The organism is Pseudarthrobacter albicanus, assembly GCF_018224015.1.
Classification (GTDB): Bacteria; Actinomycetota; Actinomycetes; order Actinomycetales; family Micrococcaceae; genus Arthrobacter; species Arthrobacter albicanus.
In genome coordinates, this window is the sequence record NZ_JAGPOT010000045.1 from 18,280 (window position 1) to 42,318 (window position 24,039).

Here is a 24,039-nt window from a genome sequence, read left to right on the forward strand (position 1 = left end):
CCCCGGTTATCCACATGACCGGGGCGGGGCCTGTTCCCTTCTCCGGGGACGCGGCACGATGGCGGAATGGTCCTCCTGTCCGGCACACCTGCTCCCCGCACCCCTCCTCCGCGTGAATCTGTCCGGCCCGGGCCTGTTACGCTCACGCCGGTTCCGTCGCCGCCTGACCCGTCCCCGCACGAGCTCTACTCCCCCGGCGCGCTCTTCTCCTGGCCGGAGCTGCAGGCCATGGCGTCCGACGGCGTGCTGACGCAGCTGTATCAGCGCGGGTACCTGCCGCCCGGAACGCGCCCGACGCCGCAGCTCCGGGCCCGCGCCGCAGCCTGCGCCATTCCCGTGACCATCCGGCAGCGCATCGTGGCCGGAAGGATGACGGCTGCCTGGATCTACGGCTGCGCCCATGAGCCGGACCGCCTGGCCCTGCTGGTGGATGCCAACCGGAGGATTTCCAGCCTCAGGTCAACCCGCGGGTGCACCTTCCACGAGGTGCGGCTGGGGCCCTTCGACGTCGTGAGCCTGGGCGGACTGATGGTATCCAGCCCGCTGCGGACGGCGCTGGACATCGCCCTGCATGTGGAAGCCGAGCGTGCCCTGCCGGTGCTCGGTGCCATGCTCGCGAGGCCTGAGCTGGACGTGCGGGTGCGCCTGCTGCAGCTGGCCGTGGAGGCGAGCCCGCGGGTGCCGCACAAGAAAGCCGCGCTCGAGAAACTCGCCGCGCTGTTTCCGGGGGTCGAGGGCCATTCCGCGGAAAGTAGCGCTGAGGATCAATCGATCGCAACGATTGCCAGCGTCGATCGTTGAGAGAGCATGGCTGGTGAGCATTTAACGGCTCCCGAAGAGGCGGCGTACGGGCGGTATGCGCATGAAGCTCCGGACCGGCCGGTCCTGGCGCGGTTTTTCTTCCTCGATGATTTGGATCGCGAGCTGGTGGCGAACCGGAGGGGCGACCACAACCGGCTCGGGTTCGGACTCCAGCTTGTGACTGTTCGTCATCTGGGTGTTTTCCTGGATGATCCCGTGGATGTTCCAACCGCTGTGGTTTTTTGCGGTGCAGGTAGGTGTGGCGGATCCGTCGTGTGTGAAGCGGTACGTGGAACGGAAGCAGACTCGGTTCGAGCACCAGTGGGCGATCGCCGACGGCATCGGCGAGCCAGCCAGACGACGAGCGCCAGTACAGCGACGGCGCCGAGCGCGACAGGACCAAAACGGCGCACCAGTATCGGCCACACGGTCGAGCCAAGGTCCAATTCGGCCGACGGCGCGGACTGGGGTTTGAACGGAGGAATGACACCACCGGCGGGAACATGAGCTGGACCGGAGTCGCGCCCAGGGCCGCACGCACAGCCGCGTCGCCCACCGAAGCCACTGCGTCCGGCAGGGCCACGGTGGCGGGGAGTGGCCATCATGGTCAGGCTCAGCGTGAGCACGGCGGGCGGCACCACCAGTCCGATGGCGGTGTAGCAGGACGCGGCAGTCCGGCCGTTTGCAGTGGTCAGGCCGGTGGCTGCCAGGATGACGAGGCTGGCATCGAGCCCCATCCAGCCGACGCCGCCGGCGATGTGCAGGACCAGTACGGTCTTGCGCCAGATCGGGGTCAGCCGGGGAATCCTAGTCATTTCGCGCCGGTACCTTTGTGCCTTCGGCAGAGCTGCCCACGTTATGCTGCAGGACTGCCAGCAGCCGCCGCAGGGTGGCAATGTCGCCCTCATCCAGTCCGTCGCGCAGCCGCTTGTCGAAAGCAGTAACGGTACCGAGGAGCTGCAAGAACATGGCGTGCCCGGCCTCGGTCAGCTCCACGATGTGCACCCGGCGGTTGTGCGGGTCCCGGCGCCGGCTCAGCAGCCCCGAAGATTCCATCGCGTTGAGGTGATGCGTCAGGGTGGCACCCTGGATGCCTACTTTTTGGGCAATTTCGCGCTGGTTGGCCGTGGCGTGCTGTTTGAGCGCCATCAGCACCAGCCAGACCGGTCGGGATCCCCCCGCGGACTGCAGTGCGGCATCGAAGGCCCTGCTCGCATCCCGGGCGGCGGCGGCGAGGGTGATGCCCAGCGTCTCCTGCGTCGGTTTCATAGTCACAGAATAGCAGAACGTTAGTCTTCTAATCGATTGACATCTAACGATTCGAATTCTAACCTTAACGTATTGGCGCCGATTGAACGCATTGTTGCGGGAAGAACGGAGCCGGCCGGAGGCTCTGGCTTCCGGCCGGACAAGAATGGAAGGACTTGATGATGGACACGACTCAAAAGCAGCTGGACAGCCTCGTGGCAGCCATATCGCGGGCCGAAGCCGGCGGAGACGTTGAGCAACTCGACACGATGCTGGCCCCGGATTTCGCCGGCGTGGGACCGGCGGGTTTTGTGCTGCGGCGGGACCAGTGGATGGAACGCTTTGCCAATGGCCTGGTCAACGAGAGCTTCGAGTTGGCCGAGCTGGACTGGCGTATCCACGATGGGGTCGCTGTGGGGATCGGCATCCAGCGCCAGCGGACTACGTACCAGGGCCACCGCAACGACGGGAATTTCAGGGTGTCGCTGATTGCCGTCCCGTCCGCGCCTTCCGGGCAGCCAGATGGCGGCTGGCTCCTGTTGGGAGTGCACCTGAGCCCGATCATGGCGCGGCCACCCCAGGCGTAGGGCATCGGGCTGAGGACCCCACCGCCGCCCTGCCCCGCCCGGGCAGCGTCCTGGACGGAACGGCCGGGTGCCGCCTCCTGTTCAGGTGTCACTTGGGGGCGCATCTTTTTGGGAAAGTACTGACGTGGCAGTCCGTTGACGTTCCCGTTGTGCGATTGTCAATCCGGCTGGAGTCCACTTGGGCTGAAAATCGCAGGGCGGATTCCTGCCAAAGTGGGGCCACTTAGACTTGCCATTATCTGGCCGGCGCGTTTGAGGGCCAACGCGGCGGTCAGCCCGGCGATGCCGGGGCCGGTGACCGCCGCGTCGACCTCGATACCCCCGCGCAGGACGGGGTAGCCGGTGATTCCGGCGGCGGGGACCCAGAGTGAGACGGGGTCACCTTCGGGCCGTTCACTGTTCGACCCGGCATTCATTGCGTCATCTCCGGATCACCCGGTAATACCCGGCCGTGTGCGGGCTGCCTCAGGAGCCGCCGATGCCCAGGTTGGTCAGCAACACCAGTACAACGGTGGTGACGGCGAACAGGCCATGTCCGTACACGACGGCGACCGGGAACCGGACCTCCGGGGTGCCTTCTTTCCGGCTGTGCCTCCAGCGCAGGAACATCACATCACCGAGGATCACGACGAGGACCAGAAGCCCGAAAGCGATCCAGCCCAGGATGCCATTGTTGATGATGACGTATGTGATCCACAGCACCAAGCCGGCCGCGTCGCTTCGGGCGGGGCGCAGACCGCCCTTGCTCAGCCACACTCAAGGCCCCTGACGGAACCGTGGTGGCCGTGTCCCGATCCTTTCCGACAAGCCGGCTGCGGTGTCCGGCATCAGTGCCGTGCGCGAGTATGCCGGAATGGGCCTGAACACCGACCCGTGCCCGGAGGTCCCCGCCCACGGATCCGCCGCGCCTCCGGCTCCCGGTACCCTGCACGGCCAGCGGTCCTCGGCTGACCGTCCCCCGGGGCGCCGCGGCGTGCCACGGCCACGGGATCTCACCGGCCGGCAGCTCCAGGCCGGGTGCCTGTCGGGTTGCCTGAGGCGCAGACCCAAGGTGAGGCGCTCCCCCGCCGGACTCCGGCGGTGGTATCGGGGCATCCGTAATTCCGGGGCTTCGGCTTTCGGGCCGGCTCCGGGGCCGGCGTTTCCTGTCGGCGAGGCGGCTCGGCCCGGTAGGGGCGTTCCTCGTGGACTAGCCTGATGTACGCGGTGCAGCTGGCGTGCAGCCAGCGTCGTACAGCTAGCGCGGTGCAGCTAATTCCGCCGCCGGTTCCCGGTGGTGCGGTAGACATCGAAGACTCCGTCAATTCGGCGGACGGCGCTGAGCACGTGGTTCAGGTACCTCGGATCACCCATCTCGAACGCGAACCTGGAAATCGCCACCCGGTCTGTGGAGGTATGCACGCTGGCGGCAAGGATATTCACGTGGTTCTCCGAAAGCACCCTCGTGACGTCGGACAGCAGGGACTTGCGGTCCAGCGCTTCGACCTGGATCTCCACCAGGAACACGCTCGACTGGGTGGGGGCCCAGTCAACTTCCACGATCCGGTCGGGCTGCTCCCGCAGGCCCGCAACATTCGTGCAGTCGGTCCGGTGCACGGAGACCCCGGAACCGCGGGTGACGAAGCCGAGGATGGGATCGGGCGGCACCGGGGTGCAGCACCGGGCCAGCTTCACCCAGACATCGTCAACCCCCCGGACCACCACACCCGAATCCGAATACTTGGTCTTGCTGACCTGGGTGGGAATGGAGACCTCGGAAAGGTCATCCTCGGGCGCCTCATTCCCGCGGAGGCTCTCCACGAGGCGTTCCATGACGGACTGGGCGGAGGTGTGGCCGTCGCCCACCCCCGCGTAGAGCCCGGAGATGTCCACATACTTGAAGTCCTCTGCGATCGCGGCGAGGGCGTCGTGGGTCATGAGCCGCTGCAGGGGAAGGTTCTGCTTGCGCATGGCCTTGGTAAGCAGTTCCTTGCCCCGGTCAATCGACTCCTCGCGGCGCTCCTTGCTGAACCATTGCCTGATCTTGTTCCGGGCCCGGGCGCTCTTGACGAAGTGCTGCCAGTCCTGGCTGGGGCCGGCGCCTTCGGCCTTGGAGGTGAAGATCTCCACCCAGTCGCCATGGTTCAGTTCACTGTTGAGCGGGACGAGCTTGCCGTTGACCCTCGCCCCGATGGTCCGGTGACCCACCTCGGTGTGGACGGCGTAGGCGAAGTCCACGGGAGTGGAACCGGCCGGGAGGGCCATGACCTCACCCTTGGGGGTGAAGACGAACACCTCCCGGGCATTGATCTCGAAGCGCAGGGAGTCGAGGAATTCGCCCGGATCGGAGGTCTCCTGCTGCCAGTCGACGAGGGAGCGCAGCCAACCCATGTCGCCGTCGCGCGGGCTCCCCGGCCCGGCCGCCGTGCGGTTCGGCTGATCCTTGTACTTCCAGTGCGCGGCAACACCGTATTCGGCGCGCCGGTGCATCTCATGGGTGCGGATCTGGATCTCCACCGGCTTGCCGCCCGGACCGATCACCGTGGTGTGCAGCGACTGGTACATGTTGAACTTCGGCATCGCAATGTAGTCCTTGAACCGGCCCGGAAGCGGGTTCCAGCGCGAATGCATGGCACCCAGCGCCGCGTAACAGTCCCGGACGGAATCGACGAGCACGCGCACGCCCATCAGGTCGTTGATGTCGTCGAAGTCTTTGTCGCGGACGATCATCTTCTGGTAGATCGAGTAGTAATGTTTCGGCCGCCCGGTGATGGTGGCCTTGATTTTGGCGTCCCGCAGGTCTCCGGTGATCTGGTTGCGGATGACGGCGAGATTCTTCTCCCGCTCCGGGGTCCGGTCGCCCACCATGCGTACGATTTCCTCGTACACCTTGGGGTACAGCGCCGCGAAGGAGAGGTCTTCCAGTTCCCACTTGATGGTGTTCATGCCGAGCCGGTGGGCCAGCGGCGCGAAAATCTCCAGGGTTTCCCGGGCCTTGCGTGCCGAGGACTCGGCCGAGACGAAGCGCCACGTGCGGGCGTTGTGCAGCCGGTCCGCGAGCTTGATCATCAGCACGCGGATGTCCTTGGCCATCGCCACGACCATCTTGCGCACGGTTTCGGACTGCGCGGCCTCGCCGAAGCTGACCTTGTCCAGCTTCGTGACACCGTCGACCAGCATCGCCACTTCCGGACCGAACTCCGCCTTGAGATCGGCCAGGGTGTAGGAGGTGTCCTCGACGGTGTCGTGCAGGAGCGCCGCGGCCAGCGTGGTGCCGCTCAGACCCAGTTCGGCGAGGATCGTTGCCACCGCCACCGGGTGCGTGATGTAGGGGTCGCCGCTCTTGCGTTTCTGCCCGCGGTGGCAACGCTCCGCCACCACAAAAGCACGCTGGATGAGGTCGAAGTCCTCCTTGGGATTGTTGGCACGGACGGTGCGCAGCAATGGCTCAAGGATCGGCGAGTACGCCGGGGCTCCCCGGCCCGTCAGCCGGGCCAGCCTGGACCGCGTGCGTTCGCGGCGGCCGGGGAAAGTGGCGCGGGTCCCGGCGTTGTCGACCGGCACGGGGACATCGGGACGTCCGGAAGCCACCACGCCGGTCTGCGAACCCTGGCCGTGACTCTTATCCACCGGCGCCGCTGGCACCGGCGTCGAACGTTCATCCAAAAGGAGCACCCCTCACAACCCGATAATCATTCCAGTGTATTCCCGCAGGAGGATACTCCGATAACCCGCCGGGATACGGCGGCGGGCCGGAGACCGTCACGGATGACGTTCTCCGGCCCGTCGGATCAAGACACGCCGGGCCAGGCCTGCTAGGCGGTGGCGGGCGTTGCCTCCGAGGCGGCCTTGGCGGCAGCCTCCGCACGGCGCTGTTCCACCCGCCTGGCCTGCTTGACCAGGTCCGGTTCGCTTTGGCGGAGCCAGGCGTACAGCGGGGCGGCGACGAAGATCGTTGCGGCCGTTCCGATCAGGATGCCCACGAACAGGGCCAGGGACAGGTCGCGCAGCGTACCGGCGCCGAGGAGGCCGGCCCCGATGAAGAGGATGGCGCCGACCGGGAGGATGGCCACCATCATCGTGTTGATGGACCGGACCAGGGTCTGGTTGACGGCGAGGTTGACTTCCTCGGCAAAGGTCCTGCGGGTGGACGCCTGCAGCTCGGCCGTGTTTTCGCGGATCTTGTCGAAGACCACGACGGTGTCGTACAGCGAATAGCTGAGCACCGTCAGGAAGCCGATAATCGCCGACGGCGTGACCTCGAAGTCGCTCAGCGAGTAGACGCCGGCGGTGATGAACATGGTCACGAGCATGCCCGCGAGGGCCGAGAGTGACATCTTCCAGGTCCGGAAATACAGCGCCATCAGGACGGCGGCCAGCCCGACAAAGACGAGCAGGCCCAGCAGTGCCTGCTTGGTCACGTCGGCACCCCAGGTGGGGCCGACGAACGTCGAGGTGACCTCGTTGTCCGTGACGCCGTAGGCGGTGGTCAGGCCGTCCTTGATCTTCAGCGTTTCGTCGTCGGTGAGCTTGTCCGTCTGGATGCGCATCGTGGTGCCGGCAACGTTGGCGACGCGCGGCACGCTGCCCGGGACGACACCCGTCACGGCCTTCTCGCCGACCGTCGCATCCGTGGTCTTGACGTTGGAGACGGTGAACTCGGAGCCGCCGCGGAACTCGATCCCGAGGTTGAAACCGCCCTTGGCAACCGGGATGAGGATCGAGAGGGCAACGGCGACGGCTGCCACCAGGAACCAGATCTTCTTGGACCCGACGAAGTCGTACGAGCGCTTGCCCGTGTAAAGCTCGTTACCGAATGTGGCGAAGCTGGCCATTTACTTGCCCTCCTTGGCTGCGCTCTTGGCGGAACCGGCAAGCTGTCCTTGTTTGCCCTGTTCCTGTTTTTCCGCGAGGCGGCGTTCTGCAATGGTCATCCGGCGCGCTGCCTCGGCCGTGGCGCCGCTGTTCTTGGCGCGGACGGCGACGGCGGGCCTGTCTTCCGGCGTACGGATCCGCCCCGCGCCCCGGTACAGGGGCACGGCGCCGAGGCGCTTCGGGTCAAGCCCGGAGAACCGGTGGCCTTCACCGAAGAACCTGGTCCGGGACAGGACCTGGAGGGTGGGGTGGGTGAACATGAAGACGACGATGAGGTCGGCGATGGCTGTCAGGCCCAGGGTGAAGGCGAAGCCGCGGACGTTGCCCACCGCCACGAAGTACAGCACGAGGGCGGCGAGGAGGTTCACGGCCTTGGACGCCAGGACGGTGCGCTTGGCCCGCTTCCAGCCGTTCTGCACCGCCGAGACCAGGCCGCGGCCTTCACGGAGCTCATCACGGATGCGTTCGAAGTAGACGATGAACGAGTCCGCCGTCTGGCCGATGGCCACGATGAGGCCCGCTACACCGGCGAGGGAGAGACGGTAGTTCTCGGTCCAGCCCAGGATCGCGATGGCCAGGTAGGTCAGCGAACCGGCCACCACGAGGGAGGCGACGGTGACGAAGCCGAGGGCCCGGTACTGGAAGAGCGAGTAGACGACCACCAGCAGCAGCCCGATCAGGCCCGCCAGCATGCCCATCCGGAGCTGCTCGCCGCCGAGCGTGGCCGAGATCTGCTGTTCGCTCTGGATTTCGAAGCTGATCGGCAGCGCGCCGAACCGCAGCTGGTCCGAAAGAGCCTTGGCGGACTGCTCGGTGAACCCGCCGGTGATCTGCGGGCGGCCGTCGGTGATGACGGCGAGGGAACGCGGCGCGGAGATGACCTGGTCATCGAGCACGATGGCGAACTGGGCCTTCGGGTCGGAGCCGCTCTGGCCGCCTGCGGCCACGAAGAACTGGTAGAGGCGCTCGGTGACTTCCTTGAACTTGGCGGTGCCCTGCTCGTCGAACTGGATGTTCACGGCCCACTCGTTGGTGACGGCGCCCTGGGCACCGCGCTGCAGCTGGAACGAGGAGGTCTTGATGTTCGTGCCCTTGACCTCAACCGGCCCCAGAATGTACTTGATGGCCGGCGACTTGGCGGAAGCCGGCTCGCAGGTGACCAGCGGCTTGGCCGGGTCGGAGCGTTCCTGCTTGTCCTGGGACGGTTTGTCGCAGTCGAGCGTCTCGAATTTCTTGTAGACATCGGCCGTGATCCAGTTCACGTCGCTGCTGTTCGCAGGCGCAGCCGCGGGCTTGGGCAGCTGGTCCTCCGGAGTCAGGGACGCCGTGGGGACCGCCGCGCCGGGGCCGGCCTGCAGGACCGGCCGGAAGTTCATATCCGCGGAGGCCTGGATCAGGGCCCGGGTCTCCTTGGACGGGGTGCCCGGAAGGCTGACGACGACGTTGCGGCCGGACTGCGTGCTGATTTCAGCCTCGGCGACGCCCGAGCCGTCCACGCGCTGGCGGATGATGGACACGGCCTGGTTGAGCTGGTCTTCGGTGATGTCCGAACCGCCCTCGACCTTCGGCGCCAGGATCATCTGCGTGCCGCCTTCGAGGTCCAGGGCAAGCTTGGGAGCCCAGCTCGCCTGCCCGGCCATGGTGCCGCCCGCCAGGACGGCAGTCAAGACGGCGAGAATAACGCCAAGCCAGACCAGCACCCGGAGGGCTGTGTTTTTGGGGCCAGTTCGTGCCATTGTCGATCTTTCTATTAATGATGGAGGAGCCGCCAGCCCGGACCGCGGGGGCCGCACCGGCGCGGCCCCCGGCGGTTGCTTCGCGGGCCAGCTCCGATAGGCAGACTAGCTGTCTTTCTTGCCTTCGTCGTTGAGGCCGCGCAAAGTTTCATCCGGCGTTTCAGTGCGCGGCGATTCGGCGGCGGGGGCGGCACTCCCGGCCTTGTCGATGGTCAGCGGGGAGGAACCGGTCAGCGAGGAGGCGTCGTCGGGAACGACCGTAGGCTCCTGCGGGGCGGCAGCCGGCTCGACGATCTTGGTGACGGCCTGGCGGTGCACGGTGGCGAGGTTTCCCGGCGAGAGTTCAAGAAGGACCTTGTTCTCGTCCTCGTCGATCTCGATGATGCGGCCGAACAGGCCGAAGCTGGTCATGACCTCCACGCCCGGAGCGAACTGCGACTGCAGCTTGACCGCCTGTTCCTTGGTCTTCTTGTTGCGGCGGAACATCATGAAGACGAAGAGTCCGAGCATGACGAACAGCAGGATGTTCATTGGATCCACGGGGAAATTCCATTCTGTACTTGCGTAGCTGGTCATGGCAACGTCCGCTTCGCTCCGGGCCGGCGGAACCTGGGACCAGGCCCAACCAACGGCGGCCGGGGCCGGCCGCGCACAGAAACAAAGACCCGAACGTGCCGAGCGTCTTTCCAGTCTAAAGGGAAAAGGGCAGGCCGGGGCTATTGGGAGTTGCGGATCCGTTCCGGACCGGCTTCTTCACCGAGTTCATCGCCGTGTTCAGCACCGGGGTCGGCTGCCTGGAACAGCTCCAGGGGATCCTGCCCGAAGACCCCGGCAGGTACCGCGAAGCCAAGGTGGGTCCAGGCCGGTGCAAGGGCGATCCGGCCCCGGGGCGTCCGGCCCAGCAGGCCTTCACGGACCAGGTAGGGCTCGGCCACCGTTTCAACCGTTTCCGTCTCTTCGCCGACGGCGATGGCAAGGGTGGACAAGCCCACCGGCCCGCCGCCGAACTTGGTGATCAGCGCCTCGAGGACGGCGCGGTCCAGGCGGTCCAGGCCGCGTTTGTCGACTTCATACATGTCCAGCGCTGCCGAGGCGGCCCGGGCGTCAATCTGCTCGATGCCGTGGACCAGCGCCCAGTCGCGGACGCGGCGCAGGAGCCGGTTGGCGATGCGGGGCGTGCCCCGGGACCGTCCGGCGATCTCGCTGAAGCCGGCGGAGTTGACCTTGAGGTCCAGCAGCCCGGCGGAGCGCCGGAGCACGAGTTCCAGCTCCTCCACCGAATAGAACTCCAGGTGGCCGGTGAAGCCGAACCTGTCCCGCAGGGGTCCGGGAAGGAGCCCTGCGCGGGTGGTGGCGCCGACCAGCGTGAAGGGCGGCAGTTCGAGCGGGATGGCGGTGGCGCCGGCACCCTTGCCGACCACAATGTCGACCCGGAAGTCTTCCATGGCCATGTACAGCATTTCCTCGGCCGGGCGGGACATGCGGTGGATCTCGTCGAGGAAGAGGACTTCGCCCTCGGAGAGCGAGGACAGGATGGCGGCCAGGTCCCCGGCGTGCTGGATCGCCGGGCCGCTGCTGATCCGCAGCGGGGCGTTCATTTCCGCGGCGATGATCATCGACAGCGTGGTCTTGCCCAGTCCGGGCGGACCGGACAGCAGGACGTGGTCCGCACTGCGGCCGCGCATCCGTGAGGCTTCCAGCACGAGGGACAACTGTTTGCGTACCCGGTGCTGGCCGACGAAGTCATGCAGGTTCTTGGGCCTGAGGGCTGCCTCGATGGCCCGTTCCTCCGGCTCCTCTCCCCCGGCCACGAACGACGGCTCAGCCACGGGCGCCTACCCGGTTCCCGGCGCGTGCGCCGTCCTGGCCCAGCCAGCGGAGGGTGGTGCGCAGGATCTCGGCCACGTTGCCCTTCTCTGCCACTTCGGGTGAATCGGCGAGGGACTTGTCGATGCTGGCGGTGGCGTCCTTTTCGGACCAGCCCAGGCTGGTCATGGCGGCGATGACCTGGGGCTTCCAGGCGGCTTCCGCGGAGGCCGCCGGGGCGGTGCCGGTGGCGGTGCTGGCACCGGTCCCGTGCGGGACCAGTTTCCCGGCCAGTTCCAGCACGATCCGGCCCGCCACCTTGGGCCCGATCCCGGGCACCTTGGTGAAGGCCTTGCCGTCGCCCGAGTGCGCGGCGACGCGGATGGCTTCGGGTTCGTGGACGGCCAGGACGGCCAGCGCAAGCCGGGGCCCCACGCCGCTGACGCTGAGCAGGACGTCGAACACCTCGCGTTCGTCGTCGCTGCCGAAGCCGTAGAGGGTCAGGCAGTCCTCCCGCACGATCAGTGAGGTGAAGAGCTTCCCCTCTTCACCCGCCCGGAGGCTGCTGAGGGTCTGCGGCGTGGCGTTCACGCTCATGCCGGCACCGTTGAGGTCGATCACGGCGGAGGCCAGGCCGACGTGCGCTACGGTTCCGCGAAGAAAACTGATCAAAGCCGGGCTCCTGGGTTTACAGCGACAATGCAGCTGACAATATAACTGACAATTTAAACCGGAAAACCGGCTATCCGAACATATCTACGAATAGCCTACCAAGCTCTGCGGCGGCACAGTCGGCCGTTCAGCGCGCACGGCGCGCTTTCGCCTCGGCTTCCGCCCAGGCGCGCTGGGCCGGGGTCAGCGACTGGCTGCCCGGTCCGGTGGTGGCTGCGCCCTCGTTGTAAGCTCCGCTGTAAGCTCCGCTGCCGGCCCGCCAGGCGTGCGTGATAGCCAGGGCCAGGGCGTCGGCGGCGTCGGCGGGGCGGGGCGGGGCATCAAGCCGGAGGATCTTGGTGACCAGTTTGGTGACGGCGTCCTTGTTCGAGGTTCCGCTGCCCGTGACCGCGGCCTTGACCTCCGACGGCGTGTGCAGGGCCACCGGGATGCCGCGGCGCGCCGCGGCGGCAATGACCACTCCCGAGGCCTGCGCCACCCCCATCACGGTGCTGACGTTGAGCTGCGAAAAGACGCGCTCGACGGCCATGACGTGCGGTTCGTACCGGTCCAGCCACTCATCAATGGCGTTGGCAATCACCAGCAGCCGCTGGTCAAGGCCCTGTTCCGGTGAGGTGCCGACGACGCCGAACGCCACCATCGTGGCCCGGCGGTTCTTTTCCACGTCCACGACGCCGATCCCGCAACGGGTGAGGCCCGGGTCGACGCCGAGGACGCGGAGGGTCACTCGGCTTCCAGCGCGGCCTGCACTTCGTCGCTGAGGTCGGCGTTGCTGTAGACGTTCTGGACGTCGTCGAGGTCCTCCAGGGCATCGACGAGCTTCATGAACTTCCTGGCGGCTTCCAGGTCCAGCGGCACCTGCATCGAGGGCACGAATTCGGCCTCGTCGGTGTCGTATTCGATTCCGGCTTCCTTGAGCGCGTCGCGGATTCCCTGCAAGTCGGTCGGCTCGGAGTGGATCTCGAAGCTGTCGCCGTTGTCCTTGACTTCCTCGGCACCGGCGTCGAGGACCGCCATCAGGACGTCATCCTCGGTCAGTCCGTTCTTCGGCAGGGAAACAACGCCCTTGCGGCTGAACAGGTAGCTCACCGAACCGGGGTCGGCGATGGTGCCGCCGTTGCGGGAGATGGCGAGGCGGACTTCCGAGGCGGCACGGTTCTTGTTGTCCGTGAGGCACTCGATCAGCAAAGCGGAACCCTGCGGTCCGCGGGCCTCGTACATGATTTCGGAGTAGTCCACGACCTCGCCGGTGAGGCCGGCGCCGCGCTTGATGGCGCGGTCGATGTTGTCAGCGGGGACCGAGGTCTTCTTGGCCTTGGTGACGGCCAGTTCCAGGCCGGGGTTGCCTGCAAGATCCGGGCCGCCCATCCGCGCGGCGACTTCGATGTTCTTGATCAGCTTGGCGAACGACTTGGCACGGCGGCTGTCGAGGATGGCCTTCTTGTGCTTGGTCGTCGCCCATTTGGAGTGGCCTGACATGCGTTAAACTTCCCCTCTGATCATCCGGATAAACAGTTCATGCACCCGCTTCTCCCCCGTCACTTCCGGGTGGAAGGAGGTGGCCAGCAGCTTGCCGGAACGTACTGCAACAATTCTAGCCGTCCCCTGCAGGGATTCGGGGTGGCCCGCCTCGGACGGTTCCACCTGGGCCAGGACCTCCACGCCCTCGCCCACCCGCTCCACCCACGGTCCACGGATGAACACGGCGTGCACGGGGGCCACGCCGTTCTCGTCGGCGCTGAAATCGAGGCCCTTGAAGTCAAGATCGGTCTCGAAGGATTCGCGCTGCCGGCCAAAGGCGTTGCGGCGCACCGTGATGTCCAGGCCGCCGAAGGTCTGCTGCGGAGCCCCGGAGAGGTCCGTCGCCGGGTCCGTGATCTCATCGGCCAGCAGGATCATGCCGGCGCAGGAGCCGTAGACGGGCAGCCCGGCCCGGATGCGGTCCCGCAGGGGCTCCCGGAGGCCGAAGATCCTCGAGAGCTTGTCGATGGTGGTCGATTCGCCGCCCGGAATGATGAGCCCGTCCAGGCTCTCCAGCTCGGGCGGGCGGCGGACGGCGGTGCCGGTGGCGCCGGCGGCCTCGACGGCGTGCAGGTGTTCACGGAAATCGCCCTGGAGTGCCAGGACGCCGATCCGCAGGCCTGCACCCGCGCGGGATTCAAGCGCAGAAGTGGGGGTGGTCATCGGACCAGCTTAGTGCTCAGGGCTTTCCGGAGCCGCACGCGCCGCCGCCTGACGCCGGACTTCCCTGCCGCCCCGTGGCGGGCCTCCCTGCCGCCGCTGGGATATATTACAAAGCATGTTTTACTTCAGTGTTCCGCTCGGCAAGCTCGTCCGCCGGGTGTCCCGGCTCAGGGGCGGAGGCTCTGCCCTTCCCGGCCTGGTGGTCGAGAAAATCGACCCCGGCTTCATGGCGCGGACGCTGTCCACCCTGCCGCTCGGCGTCGCGGTCGTCAGCGGCACGAACGGCAAGACGACCACCACGAAGATGGTCGTGGAGCTGCTGGAAAGCCAGGGCCTGAGGGTCTTCACCAACCGCACCGGCAGCAACTTCACCCGCGGCGTCGCCGCCGCCCTGCTGGGTGAGGTCGACTGGCGGGGACGGCTCACGGCCGACGTCGCGGTGCTGGAACTGGACGAGGCGCACGCCGTGCACTTCGTCAACCGGGTCCCGCCGCGCTACAGCCTGCTGCTCAACGTCCTGCGCGACCAGCTGGACCGGTTCGGCGAGATCGACAAGACCGCCGAGCTGCTGCAGCACGTTGCCTCCAAAACGACCGGAACCGTCGTCCTGAACCGGGAGGACCCGCGGGTCGCCCGGATCGCGGAAACGCTCAGCGAGGACACGCACAAAACAGGCACGCACAAAACAGGCACCCTGGACGGGCCCGCGGTGCTCTACTTCGGCCTCGACGACTCGCTCCTGAGCACGTTCCCCAACGACGACGAGATGCGGGCTGCCCCCGGCCGCCCGGTGCCGGCGTCCCCGGAAAGGCCGCACGCCGACGTCGTGCTGCGCCGGGTGGGTGTGGACGATGCGGACTTTGAGTACGACGGCGCCACGGTCGCCACGTCCATGAAGCTGCGCGGCGTCTACAACATCTTCAATGCGGCCGCGGCCCTGACCCTGGCCCGCAGCATCGCAGGCAGCAGGAACACCCCGACCGACAACGCCGGCCTGCTGGCGGCCCTGGCCCGGGTGGCCCCGGCATTCGGCCGCGGCGAAAGCCTCGTGGTGGACGGGCTGCCGCTGGAACTGGTCCTGGTCAAGAACCCCAGCGGTTTCCGGCTGGGTCTGAAGTCCTTCCCCGCCGCGGGCTACGCGACCATGATCGCGATCAACGACAACTACGCCGACGGCCGGGACATGTCCTGGCTGTGGGACGTCGAATTCGACACGCTCCGCGACGCCGGGGTGGACCAGCTGACCGGCTCCCGTGCCTATGACATGGCCCTCCGGCTGCAGTACGACGACGTCGCCGTCGGCGCGGTAGACACCGAGATCGCGCCCGCGCTGGCCGCCTTCATCCGCGGCGGCGCGGGCCAGCCGAAGCGGATCTTCTGCACCTACACCGCCATGCTGGCCATCCGCCGCGAGCTGTCCAAAATCACCACAGTGGAGGTGGTCTCATGACCCCGCGTTCCGGACACGAACTGCCCGGGGAGTCCCCCGCGCCGGGCAAGGGAACCATCCGGGTCCTGCAGCTGTACCCGCGGGACATGAACATCTACGGCGACTGGGGCAATGCCCTGGTCCTGGCCCAGCGGCTGCGCTGGCACGGCTACACGCCGGAACTGCTCGAGTACAACCCCGGCGACGACTTCCCCGCGAACGTTGACCTGATCGTGGGCGGCGGCGGGCAGGACAGCGGCCAGCTGGTCATCAAGGACGATCTCCTCTCGCGGGAGTCGACGCTGAAGCAGCTGGCCGAGGACGGCACCCCGATGCTCGTGATCTGCGGGCTGTACCAGCTCTTCGGGAAGTTCTTCAAGACCCGGCTCGGCTCCGTCATTCCGGGCATCGGCATCCTGGACGTGGAGACGCACGGCACCGACCAGCGGCTGATCGGCAACGTCTCCGTGGCCTCGCCGGAGTTCGGCACCATCCTCGGCTACGAGAACCACAGCGGCCAGACCACCCTGGGTCCCGGCGTCGAACCGCTCGGCACGACGGCCAAGGGCGCCGGCAACAACAGCACCGACGGCCAGGAAGGCGCCCGCTACCGGAACATCGTGGCGAGCTACCTGCACGGCTCGCTGCTGCCCAAGAACCCGGCCGTGGCCGATTTCCTGGTCCGGACCGCCGTCGAACGCAAATACGGCGCCTTCACCCCCGGCGCCCCGGACGACTCCTACGCCGTCCTGGCCCGCGAACACGCGGCCCGCCGGCCGCGCTGAGGTTGCGGCTCAGCCGCCCTGCGGCTCCCGGGTGATGAGCAGTTCGTGGGCTCCCGCCGTCGCGGCACCCATCGACTCGACCACGGTCCGGGTGCGCTGGCGGGTGGCGGCGTCGGCCGCGGCACCGGCGCAGGGACCCTGCGGGGCGTCGGACGCGACGGAGCACCAGCGGTAGGGTCCGCGGACAATGACCGACGGCGCCCAGGCCAGGTCCGAGGCGGCCCACTTCCCGGCAGCATCCTGGCTGAACTGGGCCCGGACCAGCAGTCCCTCGTTGTTCACCACATAGCTCGGCGACAGTTCGGTGATGCCGTTGCCCAGGCCGTACACGATCCAGGTCCCCTTGTACTGCTCGATCGGCAGCACCGAGTGCGTGTGGTGCCCGTAGATCATGGTGAACTGCCCGCTGTCCACGAGGGCGTGGGCGACGTCCTGCTGTTCGGCGTTGGGGGCGCTGGAATATTCATCACCGGCGTGCATGACGCCCAGCACGATGTCCGCACCAAGCGCCCGCGCCTTCTTCGCCTTGGCGATCATGACGTCGGGATCAAGCATGTCCACCTGCCACGCCTGCTCCGGGACCTGGCCGTTGAGCCCGTAGGCGGCCTCGATCACGGCGATTTTCGCGGCCGCGGTCTGCAGGACCAGGACGCCCTGTGAGTCGGCCTCGGACCGGTAGGAGCCGGTGTGCTGCAGCCCGGCAGCGTCCAGGGCGTCCAGGGTGCGGACCAGCCCTTCGGTGCCGCGGTCAATGGTGTGGTTGCTGGCCGTGGTGCAGGCCTGGTAGCCCACCTGCCGGGCCGCGAAGATGATCTGCGGCGGAACGTTGAAGGAGGGGTAGGCCGAGAAGGGTCCGGTCGGTCCCGCCACCGGCGTTTCCTGGTGGCAGATCGCGAGGTCGCTCTTCTCGAGGTACTTCCGCTGGCCTTCCAGCAGCGGAAGGAAGTCCAGGCCCTTGGCACCCGCCGCGAGGGCGTCGGTGCGGGCCTGCTCCCAGAGCTGGGCGTGGACCAGCATGTCCCCGGTGACCAGCACCGACGCGCAGCGGACGGCGGGGCACGCGGGCCCCTTCCCCGGCGTAGGCGTCGGGGCAGGCGTCAGGGTCGCCGTCGGGGCAGGCGTGCCCGACGGCGTCCGGTTCTGAACCGCTGCGCTCCCGCCGGCCGTGGTGCCGCCGGCAGCCGGCGTCGGCGTCGGGTTATTGTCCTGCCGGGTGACGATGCCGCAGGATGCCAGCGAAGCCACGAGCGCCGCCGCCGCGGCGGCGGCAAACAATCTGCCGCGCAGACCGCCGTGCAAACCAGTGCGCAGGCGGCGCGGCCGTGCGCGCAGCGTGCTGTTAATCTTCCCCATGCTGCCCATCCTACGGCGCGGGTCCTCCCAACATGCTGGGCAAGCCGTTGAGAACCCGCGCAGCACATGAAAGAGTCATTCATGACCAATCCCCTCCTGAGCCCCAGCCCCCTGCCGTTCGGCCTGCCGCCGTTCGCGGACATTGAGGACGCGCACTACGCGGAAGCCGTCGACGCCGGCCTGGCCGGGCATCTGGCCGAAATCCAGGAGATCGTGGATAACCCGGAAGCCCCTACCTTCGAGAACACAGCCCTCGCCATGGAACGGTCCGGACAGCTGCTGCAGCGTGCGGCCGCGGCGTTCTTCACCCTCGTTTCGGCCGATGCCACGGACACGATCCGGGAGCTCGAGACCGTGCTGTCCCCGCGCTTCTCGGCCCACCAGGATGCCGTCTACCTCAACCGGGGACTCTTCGAGCGCTTCGCCGCGATCACCACCGGGCAGCTGGACTCCGAATCCGCCCGGCTCGTGGAGGAGTACCTCAAGGAGTTCCGCCAGGCCGGCATCGCGCTCGACGATGCCGGCCAGGAGCGGCTCAAGGCCGTCAATGCAGAACTGTCCAGGCTGGGCACCGAATTCGGCCAGCGCGTCAAGGACGGGATGAAGTCCGCGGCCCTGCTGCTGGATGACGCCGCAGACCTCGCGGGCCTCCCCGCGGACGACATCGCCAGCGCCGCGGAAGCGGCCCGCACCGCGGGCCACGACGGCAAGTTCCTGCTCACCCTCATCCAGCCGAGCAACCAGCCCGCCCTGGCCGCCCTGGCGGACCGCGGGGTCCGCCGGCGCCTGTACGAGGCCTCTATCGGCCGCGGCAGCGGCGGCGGCGGCCTCGACGTGCTGGACCTGGTGAAGGGCATGGTCCGGCTGCGCGCCGAGAAGGCCGCCCTGCTCGGCTTCGCCAATTACGCCGAACTCACCGTGGACCGGCAGACGGCGCCGGACTTTGCGGCGGTGCGGACCATGCTGAACCGCCTGGCGCCGGCCGCCGTCCGGAATGCCGACGCCGAGGCGGAAGCGCTGGCGGAAATCGCCGGCCACCCGCTCGAGGCCTGGGACTGGGCCTACTACTCCGCCCGGGTCAAGCGCGAACGGTACGCCGTGGACGAACAGGCCCTCCGCCCCTACTTCGAGCTGGACCGGGTGCTCGACGACGGCGTGTTCTTTGCCGCCAACGCCCTGTACGGCATCACCTTCCATGAACGCGCCGACCTCGCCGGCTACCACCCCGACGTGCGCGTCTGGGAGGTCCGGAATCCCGACGGCACGGAACTGGGCCTGTTCCTGGGCGACTACTACACCCGCGAATCCAAGCGCGGCGGGGCCTGGATGAACTCGCTCGTGGACCAGTCCAGGCTGCTGGACACCCGGACCGTGGTGATCAACAACCTCAACATCTCCAGGCCGCCGGCCGGCGAACCCACCCTGCTGACCCTCGACGAGCTCCGTACCACGTTCCACGAGTTCGGCCACGCCCTGCACGGGCTCTTCTCCTCCGTCAGCTACCCTCGGTTCTCCGGCACGTCGGTGCCGCGGGACTTCGTGGAGTACCCCTCGCAGGTGAATGAAATGTGGATCTTGTGGCCGGAGGTCCTGGCCAACTACGCACGGCACCACGCCACCGGCGAGACGCTGCCCCAGGAGATCGTGGACAAGCTCGACGCCGCCCGGCTCTGGGGGGAAGGCTTCGGCACCACCGAATACCTGGGTGCGGCGCTGCTGGATCTCGCGTGGCACGTGCTGGACGGCACGGACGTGCCCGCGGACGCCCTGGAGTTCGAGGCCAAGGCGCTGGCCGCGGCCGGGGTGGCGCACGCCCTGATCCCGCCGCGCTACCGCACCGGCTACTTCCAGCACATCTTCGCGGGGGACGGCTACGCGGCAGGCTACTACTCCTACATCTGGAGCGAGGTGCTGGACGCGGACACGGTGGAGTGGTTCAGGGAGAACGGCGGGCTCACCCGGACCAACGGGGACTTTTTCCGGGCCGAGGTGCTGTCCCGCGGCAACAGCCGCGATCCGCTGGAATCGTTCCGCGCCTTCCGCGGCCGCGACGCCGTCCTGGAACCGCTGCTCAGGCGCCGCGGCCTCGACTGACCCCTCGGACGGACGACGGCGGCCGGCCACCAAAGGGTGACCGGCCGCCGTCGAACGTTAATGCTTTGTTACCAGCCGCGCTCGGCGAGGCGGTGCGGCTGCGGGATCTCGTCGACGTTGATGCCGACCATCGCTTCGCCCAGGCCGCGGGAGGCCTTGGCGATCTCGTCGGGGTCGTCGAAGAAGGTGGTGGCCTTCACGACCGCGGCGGCACGCTGGGCCGGATTGCCGGACTTGAAGATGCCGGAGCCGACGAACACGCCGTCGGCGCCGAGCTGCATCATCATGGCCGCGTCGGCCGGGGTGGCGATGCCGCCGGCGGTGAACAGGACCACGGGGAGCCTGCCGGACGCGGCAACCTCCTTGACCAGGTCGTACGGGGCCTGCAGTTCCTTGGCGGCGACGTACAGCTCGTCCTCGGCCATGCCGGCAAGCTTCTTGATCTCGGCGCGGATCTGGCGCATGTGCGTGGTGGCGTTGGAGACGTCTCCGGTGCCGGCCTCGCCCTTGGACCGGATCATGGCCGCGCCCTCGTTGATGCGGCGCAGGGCCTCGCCGAGGTTGGTGGCGCCGCAGACGAAGGGAACGGTGAATTTCCACTTGTCGATGTGGTTGGTGTAGTCGGCCGGGGTCAGGACCTCGGACTCGTCGATGTAGTCCACGCCGAGGGACTGCAGGACCTGCGCCTCGACGAAGTGGCCGATCCGGGCCTTCGCCATGACCGGCACGGACACGGCATCGATGATCTTGTCGATCATGTCCGGATCGGACATGCGGGACACGCCGCCCTGCGCGCGGATATCTGCGGGAACGCGTTCCAGCGCCATGACGGCCACGGCGCCGGCATCCTCGGCAATGCGGGCCTGCTCGACGTTGACGACGTCCATGATGACGCCGCCCTTGAGCATCTCGGCCATGCCGCGCTTGACGCGGCTGCTGCCCGTCACGTTCTTGGCGGACGCGCCGGCTTCGCTGCTTACATCAGGTGTAGACACAAAAACCCCTATGGGTAGATAGATGACCTCGCCGGGGCACGGGCGGCACGCGAATGCCTCAACTGCGCGCTCCGGATTACCGGATCCATTGGCCGGTAAGGACAATACTAGTCCCCCGCCGCGACCCGGCGGAATCTTAGGTTACGGCGGCCGGCTGCTGCGCTCAGGCGGCCTTCTCCGAAGCGGTTCCTTCGTTTTCCCCGAGCCACTGGCGGTGCACCGCGATGATCCGCTGCACCACCGTCACGAGGCTGGCCGCGGCCAGGAGGCACAGCGTGCCAAACAGCACCACGGTCGGCAGGCCCAGGCCGGTGAAACCGGTGACCACCAGCACGGACACCAGCCGCTCGGCGCGCTCCGCGATCCCGACGTTGGCCCGGAAGCCCAGGGCCTCGGCCTTCGCCCGCGCATAGGAGACCACCATGCCCAGCACCAGGCAGACGACGGCGGCAATCGCGATCGGCGTGTCGGCGCCTCCGGTGAAGAACCAGACAGCGACGCCGGCGAACAGGGCACCGTCCGCCACCCGGTCCAGGGTGGAGTCGAGGAAGTTGCCCCAGCGGCCGCCGCTTTCCTGCATCCGCGCCATGATGCCGTCGACGACGTCGGAAAAGATGAAGACGGTGATGAACAGCGTTCCCCACCACAGATGGCCCAGCGGGTACAACACGAGGGCGCCGGCCACCACGCCCAGGGTGCCCACAATGGTGACGGCGTCCGGGGAGACGCCGATCCTCAGCAGCCACCGGGCAAGCGGGGTGAACAGCGCGGTGAAAAAGCCGCGGGCGTGCCTATTCAGCATCCGTCGCCCCGGCGGAAGTCCGCCCCGCACCGGATGCCTGGGGCCAGGCCTCCGCGACCTGCTGCCGGACTTCGCCGAGCGTCTGGGTGATGGCCTTGGTCTGGGCAATGATGGGGAAGAAGTTGCCGTCCCCGCCCCAGCGCGGCACCACGTGCTGGTGCAGATGGGCGGCCACCCCTGCGCCGCCCGCCACGCCCTGGTTCATGCCGAGGTTGAAGCCGGAGGGGTTTGCCACCTTGCGCAGCACGCGCATGGCCGTCTGGGTCAGCTCGGCGAATTCCGCGGTCTCCTCCACGGTCAGGTCGGTGTAGTCGGGAATGTGCCGATACGGGCAGACCAGCAGGTGGCCGGGGTTGTACGGGAACAGGTTCAGCACGACGTAGCTGGTCCGGCCCCGGTACACGATCAGCGAATCCTCGTCCTGGCGCTCGGGTGCGACGCAGAACGGGCAGTCGTCCTGGTTCTTGAACTGGTGCTGGCCGCCCTTGATGTACGCCATCCGGTGCGGGGTCCACAGCCGCTGGAACGCGTCCGGGACCCCGGCCAGGCCGAAGTCGTCCGTCACGGCGTCGTCGCCCGGATACTCCGGTCCGGCCCCGGACCTCTCCTGCACGGACCTCTCCTGCACTGTCCTCTCCTGCACGCCTTGCCCTTCCGAATCGCTAGCTGGTCCGGTTGCGGACGGCGTCGACGATCCGCTGGACAGCCTCGGCCACCGGCACGCCGTTGTCCTGGCTTCCGTCGCGGAAGCGGAAGGACACCGCGCCGGCGTCGGCGTCGTCTCCGCCGGCGATCAGCACGAACGGGACTTTGTCCTTGCTGGCCGTGCGGATCTTCTTCGGGAAGCGGTCCGAGGAGATGTCCACCTCGGCACGGATGCCCGCCGCCTTGAGCTGGCCGACGACGTCGAACAGGTAGTCGTTGAACGCCTCTGCCACCGGAATCGCCACCACCTGCACGGGCGCCAGCCAGGCCGGGAAGGCGCCGGCATAGTGCTCCGTCAGGACGCCCATGAATCGCTCCACCGAGCCAAACAAGGCACGGTGGATCATCACCGGGCGCTGGCGCGTGCCGTCGGCCGCCTGGAACTCGAGTTCGAAGCGTTCCGGCAGGTTGAAGTCCAGCTGGATCGTGGACATCTGCCAGGTCCGGCCCAGGGCATCTTTCGTCTGGACGGAGATCTTGGGGCCGTAGAACGCGGCCCCGCCCGGATCCGGGACCAGATCGAGGCCCGAGGCTTCGGCCACTTCCGCCAGGGTGCGCGTGGCTTCTTCCCAGGCAGCGTCCTCGCCCACGAACTTGTCCTCGTTCTTGGTGGAAAGCTCCAGGTAGAAATCGTCCAGGCCGTAGTCCTTGAGCAGGCCCAGCACGAAATTCAGCGTGGTGGTGAGCTCGTCCTTCATCTGCTCGCGGGTGCAGTAGATGTGGGCATCATCCTGGGTCATGCCCCGGACCCGGGTGAGGCCGTGCACCACACCGGACTTCTCGTAGCGGTAGACGGAGCCGAATTCGAACAGCCGCAGGGGCAGCTCACGGTAGGACCGGCCGCGCGAGCGGAAGATCAGGTTGTGCATGGGGCAGTTCATCGGCTTCAGGTAGTAGTCCTGGCCGGGCTTGCGCACGGTGCCGTCCTCGTTGAGTTCCGCGTCGATGTGCATCGGCGGGAACATGCCCTCCTTGTACCAGTCCAGGTGGCCGGAAACCTCGTAGAGGTGCCCCTTGGTGATGTGGGGCGTGTAGACGAAGTCGTAGCCGGCGTCCACGTGGCGCTGGCGGGAGTAGTCCTCCATGGCCTTGCGGATGATGCCGCCCTTGGGGTGGAACACCGGCAGGCCGGAGCCCAGCTCGTCCGGGAAGGAGAACAGGTCCAGCTCGGCGCCTAGCTTGCGGTGGTCGCGGCGCTCGGCCTCGGCGATCCGCTCCTGGTAGGCCTTGAGGGCGTCCTTGGTGGGCCAGGCGGTGCCGTAGATGCGCTGCAGCTGCTGGTTGTTCTGGTTTCCCAGCCAGTAGGCGGCAGACGACCGGGTCAGGGCGAAGGCGTTGGAGATCAGCTTGGTGTTCGGCAGGTGCGGGCCGCGGCACAGATCGCACCAGACGCTGTCCCCGCCCTTGCGGTCCACGTTGTCGTAAATGGTGATGTCTCCGGCGCCCACCTCGACGTTGACGCCTTCCCCGGCGTCGGCGGCGTCGTTCTTCCTGCCCAGGAGCTCGAGCTTGTAGGGCTCGTCCTTCATGGCCTCCCGGGCCTCGTCCTCGCTGACGACGCGGCGGACGAACTTCTGGTTCTGGTTGATGATCTTCTGCATCATCTTTTCCAGCTGCCGGAGGTCTTCCGGGGTGAACGGCTCCTCGACGTCGAAGTCGAAGTAGAAGCCGTCGGTGATGTAGGGGCCGATCCCAAGCTTGGCGTCGGGGCGCAGTTGCTGGACTGCCTGGGCCATGACGTGGGCCGTGGAGTGGCGCAGCACGTTGAGCCCGTCGGGGGAACCGATGGTGACACCCTCGACCGCGGCGTCCTCGGGCAGCGGCTGGTCCAGGTCCTTCAACTCGCCGTTGACACGGGCCACAACGACGTCACGGCGCTCAAAAAAGAGTTCCGCGCCGGTGGTCCCGGTAGCCACCTTGGTCTCTTCGCCGTCGACGAGAAGGGTGATCTGCTGGGCATCTGACACGGGTGTCTCCTATTCAAAGTT

Annotated in this window: 22 protein-coding genes; 6 read left to right on the plus strand and 16 right to left on the minus strand. The window is 67.5% G+C overall.

All coding sequences use genetic code 11. From position 1 onward, the window contains the following. The first annotated feature begins 66 nt into the window (after positions 1-66). A complete protein-coding gene (locus tag J9611_RS11420; RefSeq protein WP_211880243.1) occupies positions 67-801 on the plus strand; it encodes a type IV toxin-antitoxin system AbiEi family antitoxin in 735 nt (244 codons plus the stop codon). 6 nt (positions 802-807) lie between these two features. Next, positions 808-1,308, plus strand: a complete 501-nt coding sequence (locus J9611_RS22745) for a DUF4158 domain-containing protein (protein ID WP_211880245.1) — start codon at positions 808-810, stop codon at positions 1,306-1,308. Positions 1,309-1,608: 300 nt separating this feature from the next. On the opposite strand, the gene J9611_RS11430 is transcribed toward J9611_RS22745, so the two are convergent. After that, a complete protein-coding gene (locus J9611_RS11430) occupies positions 1,609-2,070 on the minus strand; it encodes a MarR family winged helix-turn-helix transcriptional regulator (RefSeq protein ID WP_211880247.1) in 462 nt (153 codons plus the stop codon). Positions 2,071-2,228: 158 nt separating this feature from the next. On the opposite strand from J9611_RS11430, the gene J9611_RS11435 reads away from it, so the two are divergent. Further along, positions 2,229-2,636, plus strand: a complete 408-nt coding sequence (locus J9611_RS11435) for a nuclear transport factor 2 family protein (RefSeq protein ID WP_211880250.1) — start codon at positions 2,229-2,231, stop codon at positions 2,634-2,636. Positions 2,637-3,101: 465 nt separating this feature from the next. Here J9611_RS11435 and J9611_RS11440 read toward each other — a convergent pair whose 3' ends face one another. The 10 genes from J9611_RS11440 to pdxT all read right to left on the minus strand — a co-directional run bounded on the left by J9611_RS11440 (position 3,102) and on the right by pdxT (position 13,888). Further along, the gene (locus J9611_RS11440) at positions 3,102-3,338 is read right to left on the minus strand and encodes a hypothetical protein (protein ID WP_211880252.1); all 237 of its coding nucleotides are present in this window, start codon (positions 3,336-3,338) and stop codon (positions 3,102-3,104) included. A gap of 549 nt (positions 3,339-3,887) precedes the next feature. Beyond that, positions 3,888-6,281 carry a RelA/SpoT family protein gene (locus tag J9611_RS11445; protein ID WP_372447783.1) on the minus strand — a complete coding sequence of 798 codons (2,394 nt, stop codon included), beginning with the start codon at positions 6,279-6,281 and terminating at the stop codon, positions 3,888-3,890. Between the two features lie 149 nt (positions 6,282-6,430). Continuing rightward, on the minus strand, positions 6,431-7,450 hold the full coding sequence (secF, locus tag J9611_RS11450) for a protein translocase subunit SecF (protein ID WP_211880254.1): 1,020 nt from the start codon (positions 7,448-7,450) through the stop codon (positions 6,431-6,433). Further along, entirely contained in the window at positions 7,451-9,226 is a 1,776-nt protein-coding gene (gene secD / locus J9611_RS11455) for a protein translocase subunit SecD (RefSeq protein WP_211880256.1), read from the minus strand. Between the two features lie 105 nt (positions 9,227-9,331). Further along, a complete protein-coding gene (yajC, locus tag J9611_RS11460; protein ID WP_372447784.1) occupies positions 9,332-9,802 on the minus strand; it encodes a preprotein translocase subunit YajC in 471 nt (156 codons plus the stop codon). Between the two features lie 140 nt (positions 9,803-9,942). Beyond that, a complete protein-coding gene (ruvB, locus tag J9611_RS11465) occupies positions 9,943-11,055 on the minus strand; it encodes a Holliday junction branch migration DNA helicase RuvB (protein WP_211880258.1) in 1,113 nt (370 codons plus the stop codon). Next, the gene (gene ruvA, locus J9611_RS11470) at positions 11,048-11,704 is read right to left on the minus strand and encodes a Holliday junction branch migration protein RuvA (protein ID WP_211880260.1); all 657 of its coding nucleotides are present in this window, start codon (positions 11,702-11,704) and stop codon (positions 11,048-11,050) included. The genes ruvB and ruvA overlap by 8 nt, the downstream gene beginning before the upstream one ends. A gap of 127 nt (positions 11,705-11,831) precedes the next feature. Next, entirely contained in the window at positions 11,832-12,431 is a 600-nt protein-coding gene (gene ruvC / locus J9611_RS11475) for a crossover junction endodeoxyribonuclease RuvC (RefSeq protein ID WP_211880261.1), read from the minus strand. Further along, on the minus strand, positions 12,428-13,183 hold the full coding sequence (locus J9611_RS11480; protein WP_211880262.1) for a YebC/PmpR family DNA-binding transcriptional regulator: 756 nt from the start codon (positions 13,181-13,183) through the stop codon (positions 12,428-12,430). The genes ruvC and J9611_RS11480 overlap by 4 nt, the downstream gene beginning before the upstream one ends. A 3-nt stretch (positions 13,184-13,186) precedes the next feature. Beyond that, positions 13,187-13,888 carry a pyridoxal 5'-phosphate synthase glutaminase subunit PdxT gene (gene pdxT, locus J9611_RS11485; protein ID WP_211880263.1) on the minus strand — a complete coding sequence of 234 codons (702 nt, stop codon included), beginning with the start codon at positions 13,886-13,888 and terminating at the stop codon, positions 13,187-13,189. A 115-nt stretch (positions 13,889-14,003) separates the two neighbouring features. Between pdxT and J9611_RS11490 the strand changes: the two genes are divergently transcribed. Both J9611_RS11490 and J9611_RS11495 read left to right on the plus strand, forming a co-directional pair. Next, positions 14,004-15,338, plus strand: a complete 1,335-nt coding sequence (locus J9611_RS11490; protein ID WP_211880264.1) for a Mur ligase family protein — start codon at positions 14,004-14,006, stop codon at positions 15,336-15,338. Continuing rightward, positions 15,335-16,102, plus strand: coding sequence for a type 1 glutamine amidotransferase (locus J9611_RS11495; protein WP_211880265.1), 768 nt, complete (start codon positions 15,335-15,337; stop codon positions 16,100-16,102). Before J9611_RS11490 ends, J9611_RS11495 begins: the two co-directional genes overlap by 4 nt. 9 nt (positions 16,103-16,111) lie before the next feature. Here the strand turns inward: J9611_RS11495 and J9611_RS11500 are convergent, their stop codons facing one another. Continuing rightward, a complete protein-coding gene (locus J9611_RS11500) occupies positions 16,112-17,464 on the minus strand; it encodes a CapA family protein (protein WP_211880266.1) in 1,353 nt (450 codons plus the stop codon). 72 nt (positions 17,465-17,536) lie between these two features. Between J9611_RS11500 and J9611_RS11505 the strand changes: the two genes are divergently transcribed. Then, complete coding sequence (locus tag J9611_RS11505; RefSeq protein WP_211880267.1) at positions 17,537-19,549, plus strand: M3 family metallopeptidase; 2,013 nt, start codon at positions 17,537-17,539, stop codon at positions 19,547-19,549. Between the two features lie 68 nt (positions 19,550-19,617). On the opposite strand, the gene pdxS is transcribed toward J9611_RS11505, so the two are convergent. The 4 genes from pdxS to thrS form a co-directional block, all read right to left on the minus strand. Beyond that, positions 19,618-20,544: a pyridoxal 5'-phosphate synthase lyase subunit PdxS gene (gene pdxS, locus J9611_RS11510; RefSeq protein ID WP_211880269.1), complete on the minus strand. Its 927-nt coding sequence runs from the start codon at positions 20,542-20,544 to the stop codon at positions 19,618-19,620. Between the two features lie 163 nt (positions 20,545-20,707). After that, positions 20,708-21,346: a phosphatidylinositol phosphate synthase gene (gene pgsA, locus J9611_RS11515; RefSeq protein WP_211880271.1), complete on the minus strand. Its 639-nt coding sequence runs from the start codon at positions 21,344-21,346 to the stop codon at positions 20,708-20,710. Next, positions 21,336-21,959: an HIT family protein gene (locus tag J9611_RS11520; protein WP_211880273.1), complete on the minus strand. Its 624-nt coding sequence runs from the start codon at positions 21,957-21,959 to the stop codon at positions 21,336-21,338. Before J9611_RS11520 ends, pgsA begins: the two co-directional genes overlap by 11 nt. 49 nt (positions 21,960-22,008) lie before the next feature. Next, positions 22,009-24,018, minus strand: a complete 2,010-nt coding sequence (gene thrS / locus J9611_RS11525; protein ID WP_211880275.1) for a threonine--tRNA ligase — start codon at positions 24,016-24,018, stop codon at positions 22,009-22,011. Positions 24,019-24,039 lie beyond the last annotated feature (21 nt).

Coding starts and splice junctions, on each gene's coding strand:
- J9611_RS11420 (WP_211880243.1), top strand. CDS start 67: ATGGTCCTCCTGTCCGGCACACCTGCTCCCCGCACCCCTCCTCCGCGT.
- J9611_RS22745 (WP_211880245.1), top strand. CDS start 808: ATGGCTGGTGAGCATTTAACGGCTCCCGAAGAGGCGGCGTACGGGCGG.
- J9611_RS11430 (WP_211880247.1), bottom strand. CDS start 2,070: ATGAAACCGACGCAGGAGACGCTGGGCATCACCCTCGCCGCCGCCGCC.
- J9611_RS11435 (WP_211880250.1), top strand. CDS start 2,229: ATGATGGACACGACTCAAAAGCAGCTGGACAGCCTCGTGGCAGCCATA.
- secF (WP_211880254.1), bottom strand. CDS start 7,450: ATGGCCAGCTTCGCCACATTCGGTAACGAGCTTTACACGGGCAAGCGC.
- secD (WP_211880256.1), bottom strand. CDS start 9,226: ATGGCACGAACTGGCCCCAAAAACACAGCCCTCCGGGTGCTGGTCTGG.
- yajC (WP_372447784.1), bottom strand. CDS start 9,802: ATGACCAGCTACGCAAGTACAGAATGGAATTTCCCCGTGGATCCAATG.
- J9611_RS11480 (WP_211880262.1), bottom strand. CDS start 13,183: ATGTCAGGCCACTCCAAATGGGCGACGACCAAGCACAAGAAGGCCATC.
- pdxT (WP_211880263.1), bottom strand. CDS start 13,888: ATGACCACCCCCACTTCTGCGCTTGAATCCCGCGCGGGTGCAGGCCTG.
- J9611_RS11490 (WP_211880264.1), top strand. CDS start 14,004: ATGTTTTACTTCAGTGTTCCGCTCGGCAAGCTCGTCCGCCGGGTGTCC.
- J9611_RS11495 (WP_211880265.1), top strand. CDS start 15,335: ATGACCCCGCGTTCCGGACACGAACTGCCCGGGGAGTCCCCCGCGCCG.
- J9611_RS11500 (WP_211880266.1), bottom strand. CDS start 17,464: ATGGGCAGCATGGGGAAGATTAACAGCACGCTGCGCGCACGGCCGCGC.
- J9611_RS11505 (WP_211880267.1), top strand. CDS start 17,537: ATGACCAATCCCCTCCTGAGCCCCAGCCCCCTGCCGTTCGGCCTGCCG.
- pgsA (WP_211880271.1), bottom strand. CDS start 21,346: ATGCTGAATAGGCACGCCCGCGGCTTTTTCACCGCGCTGTTCACCCCG.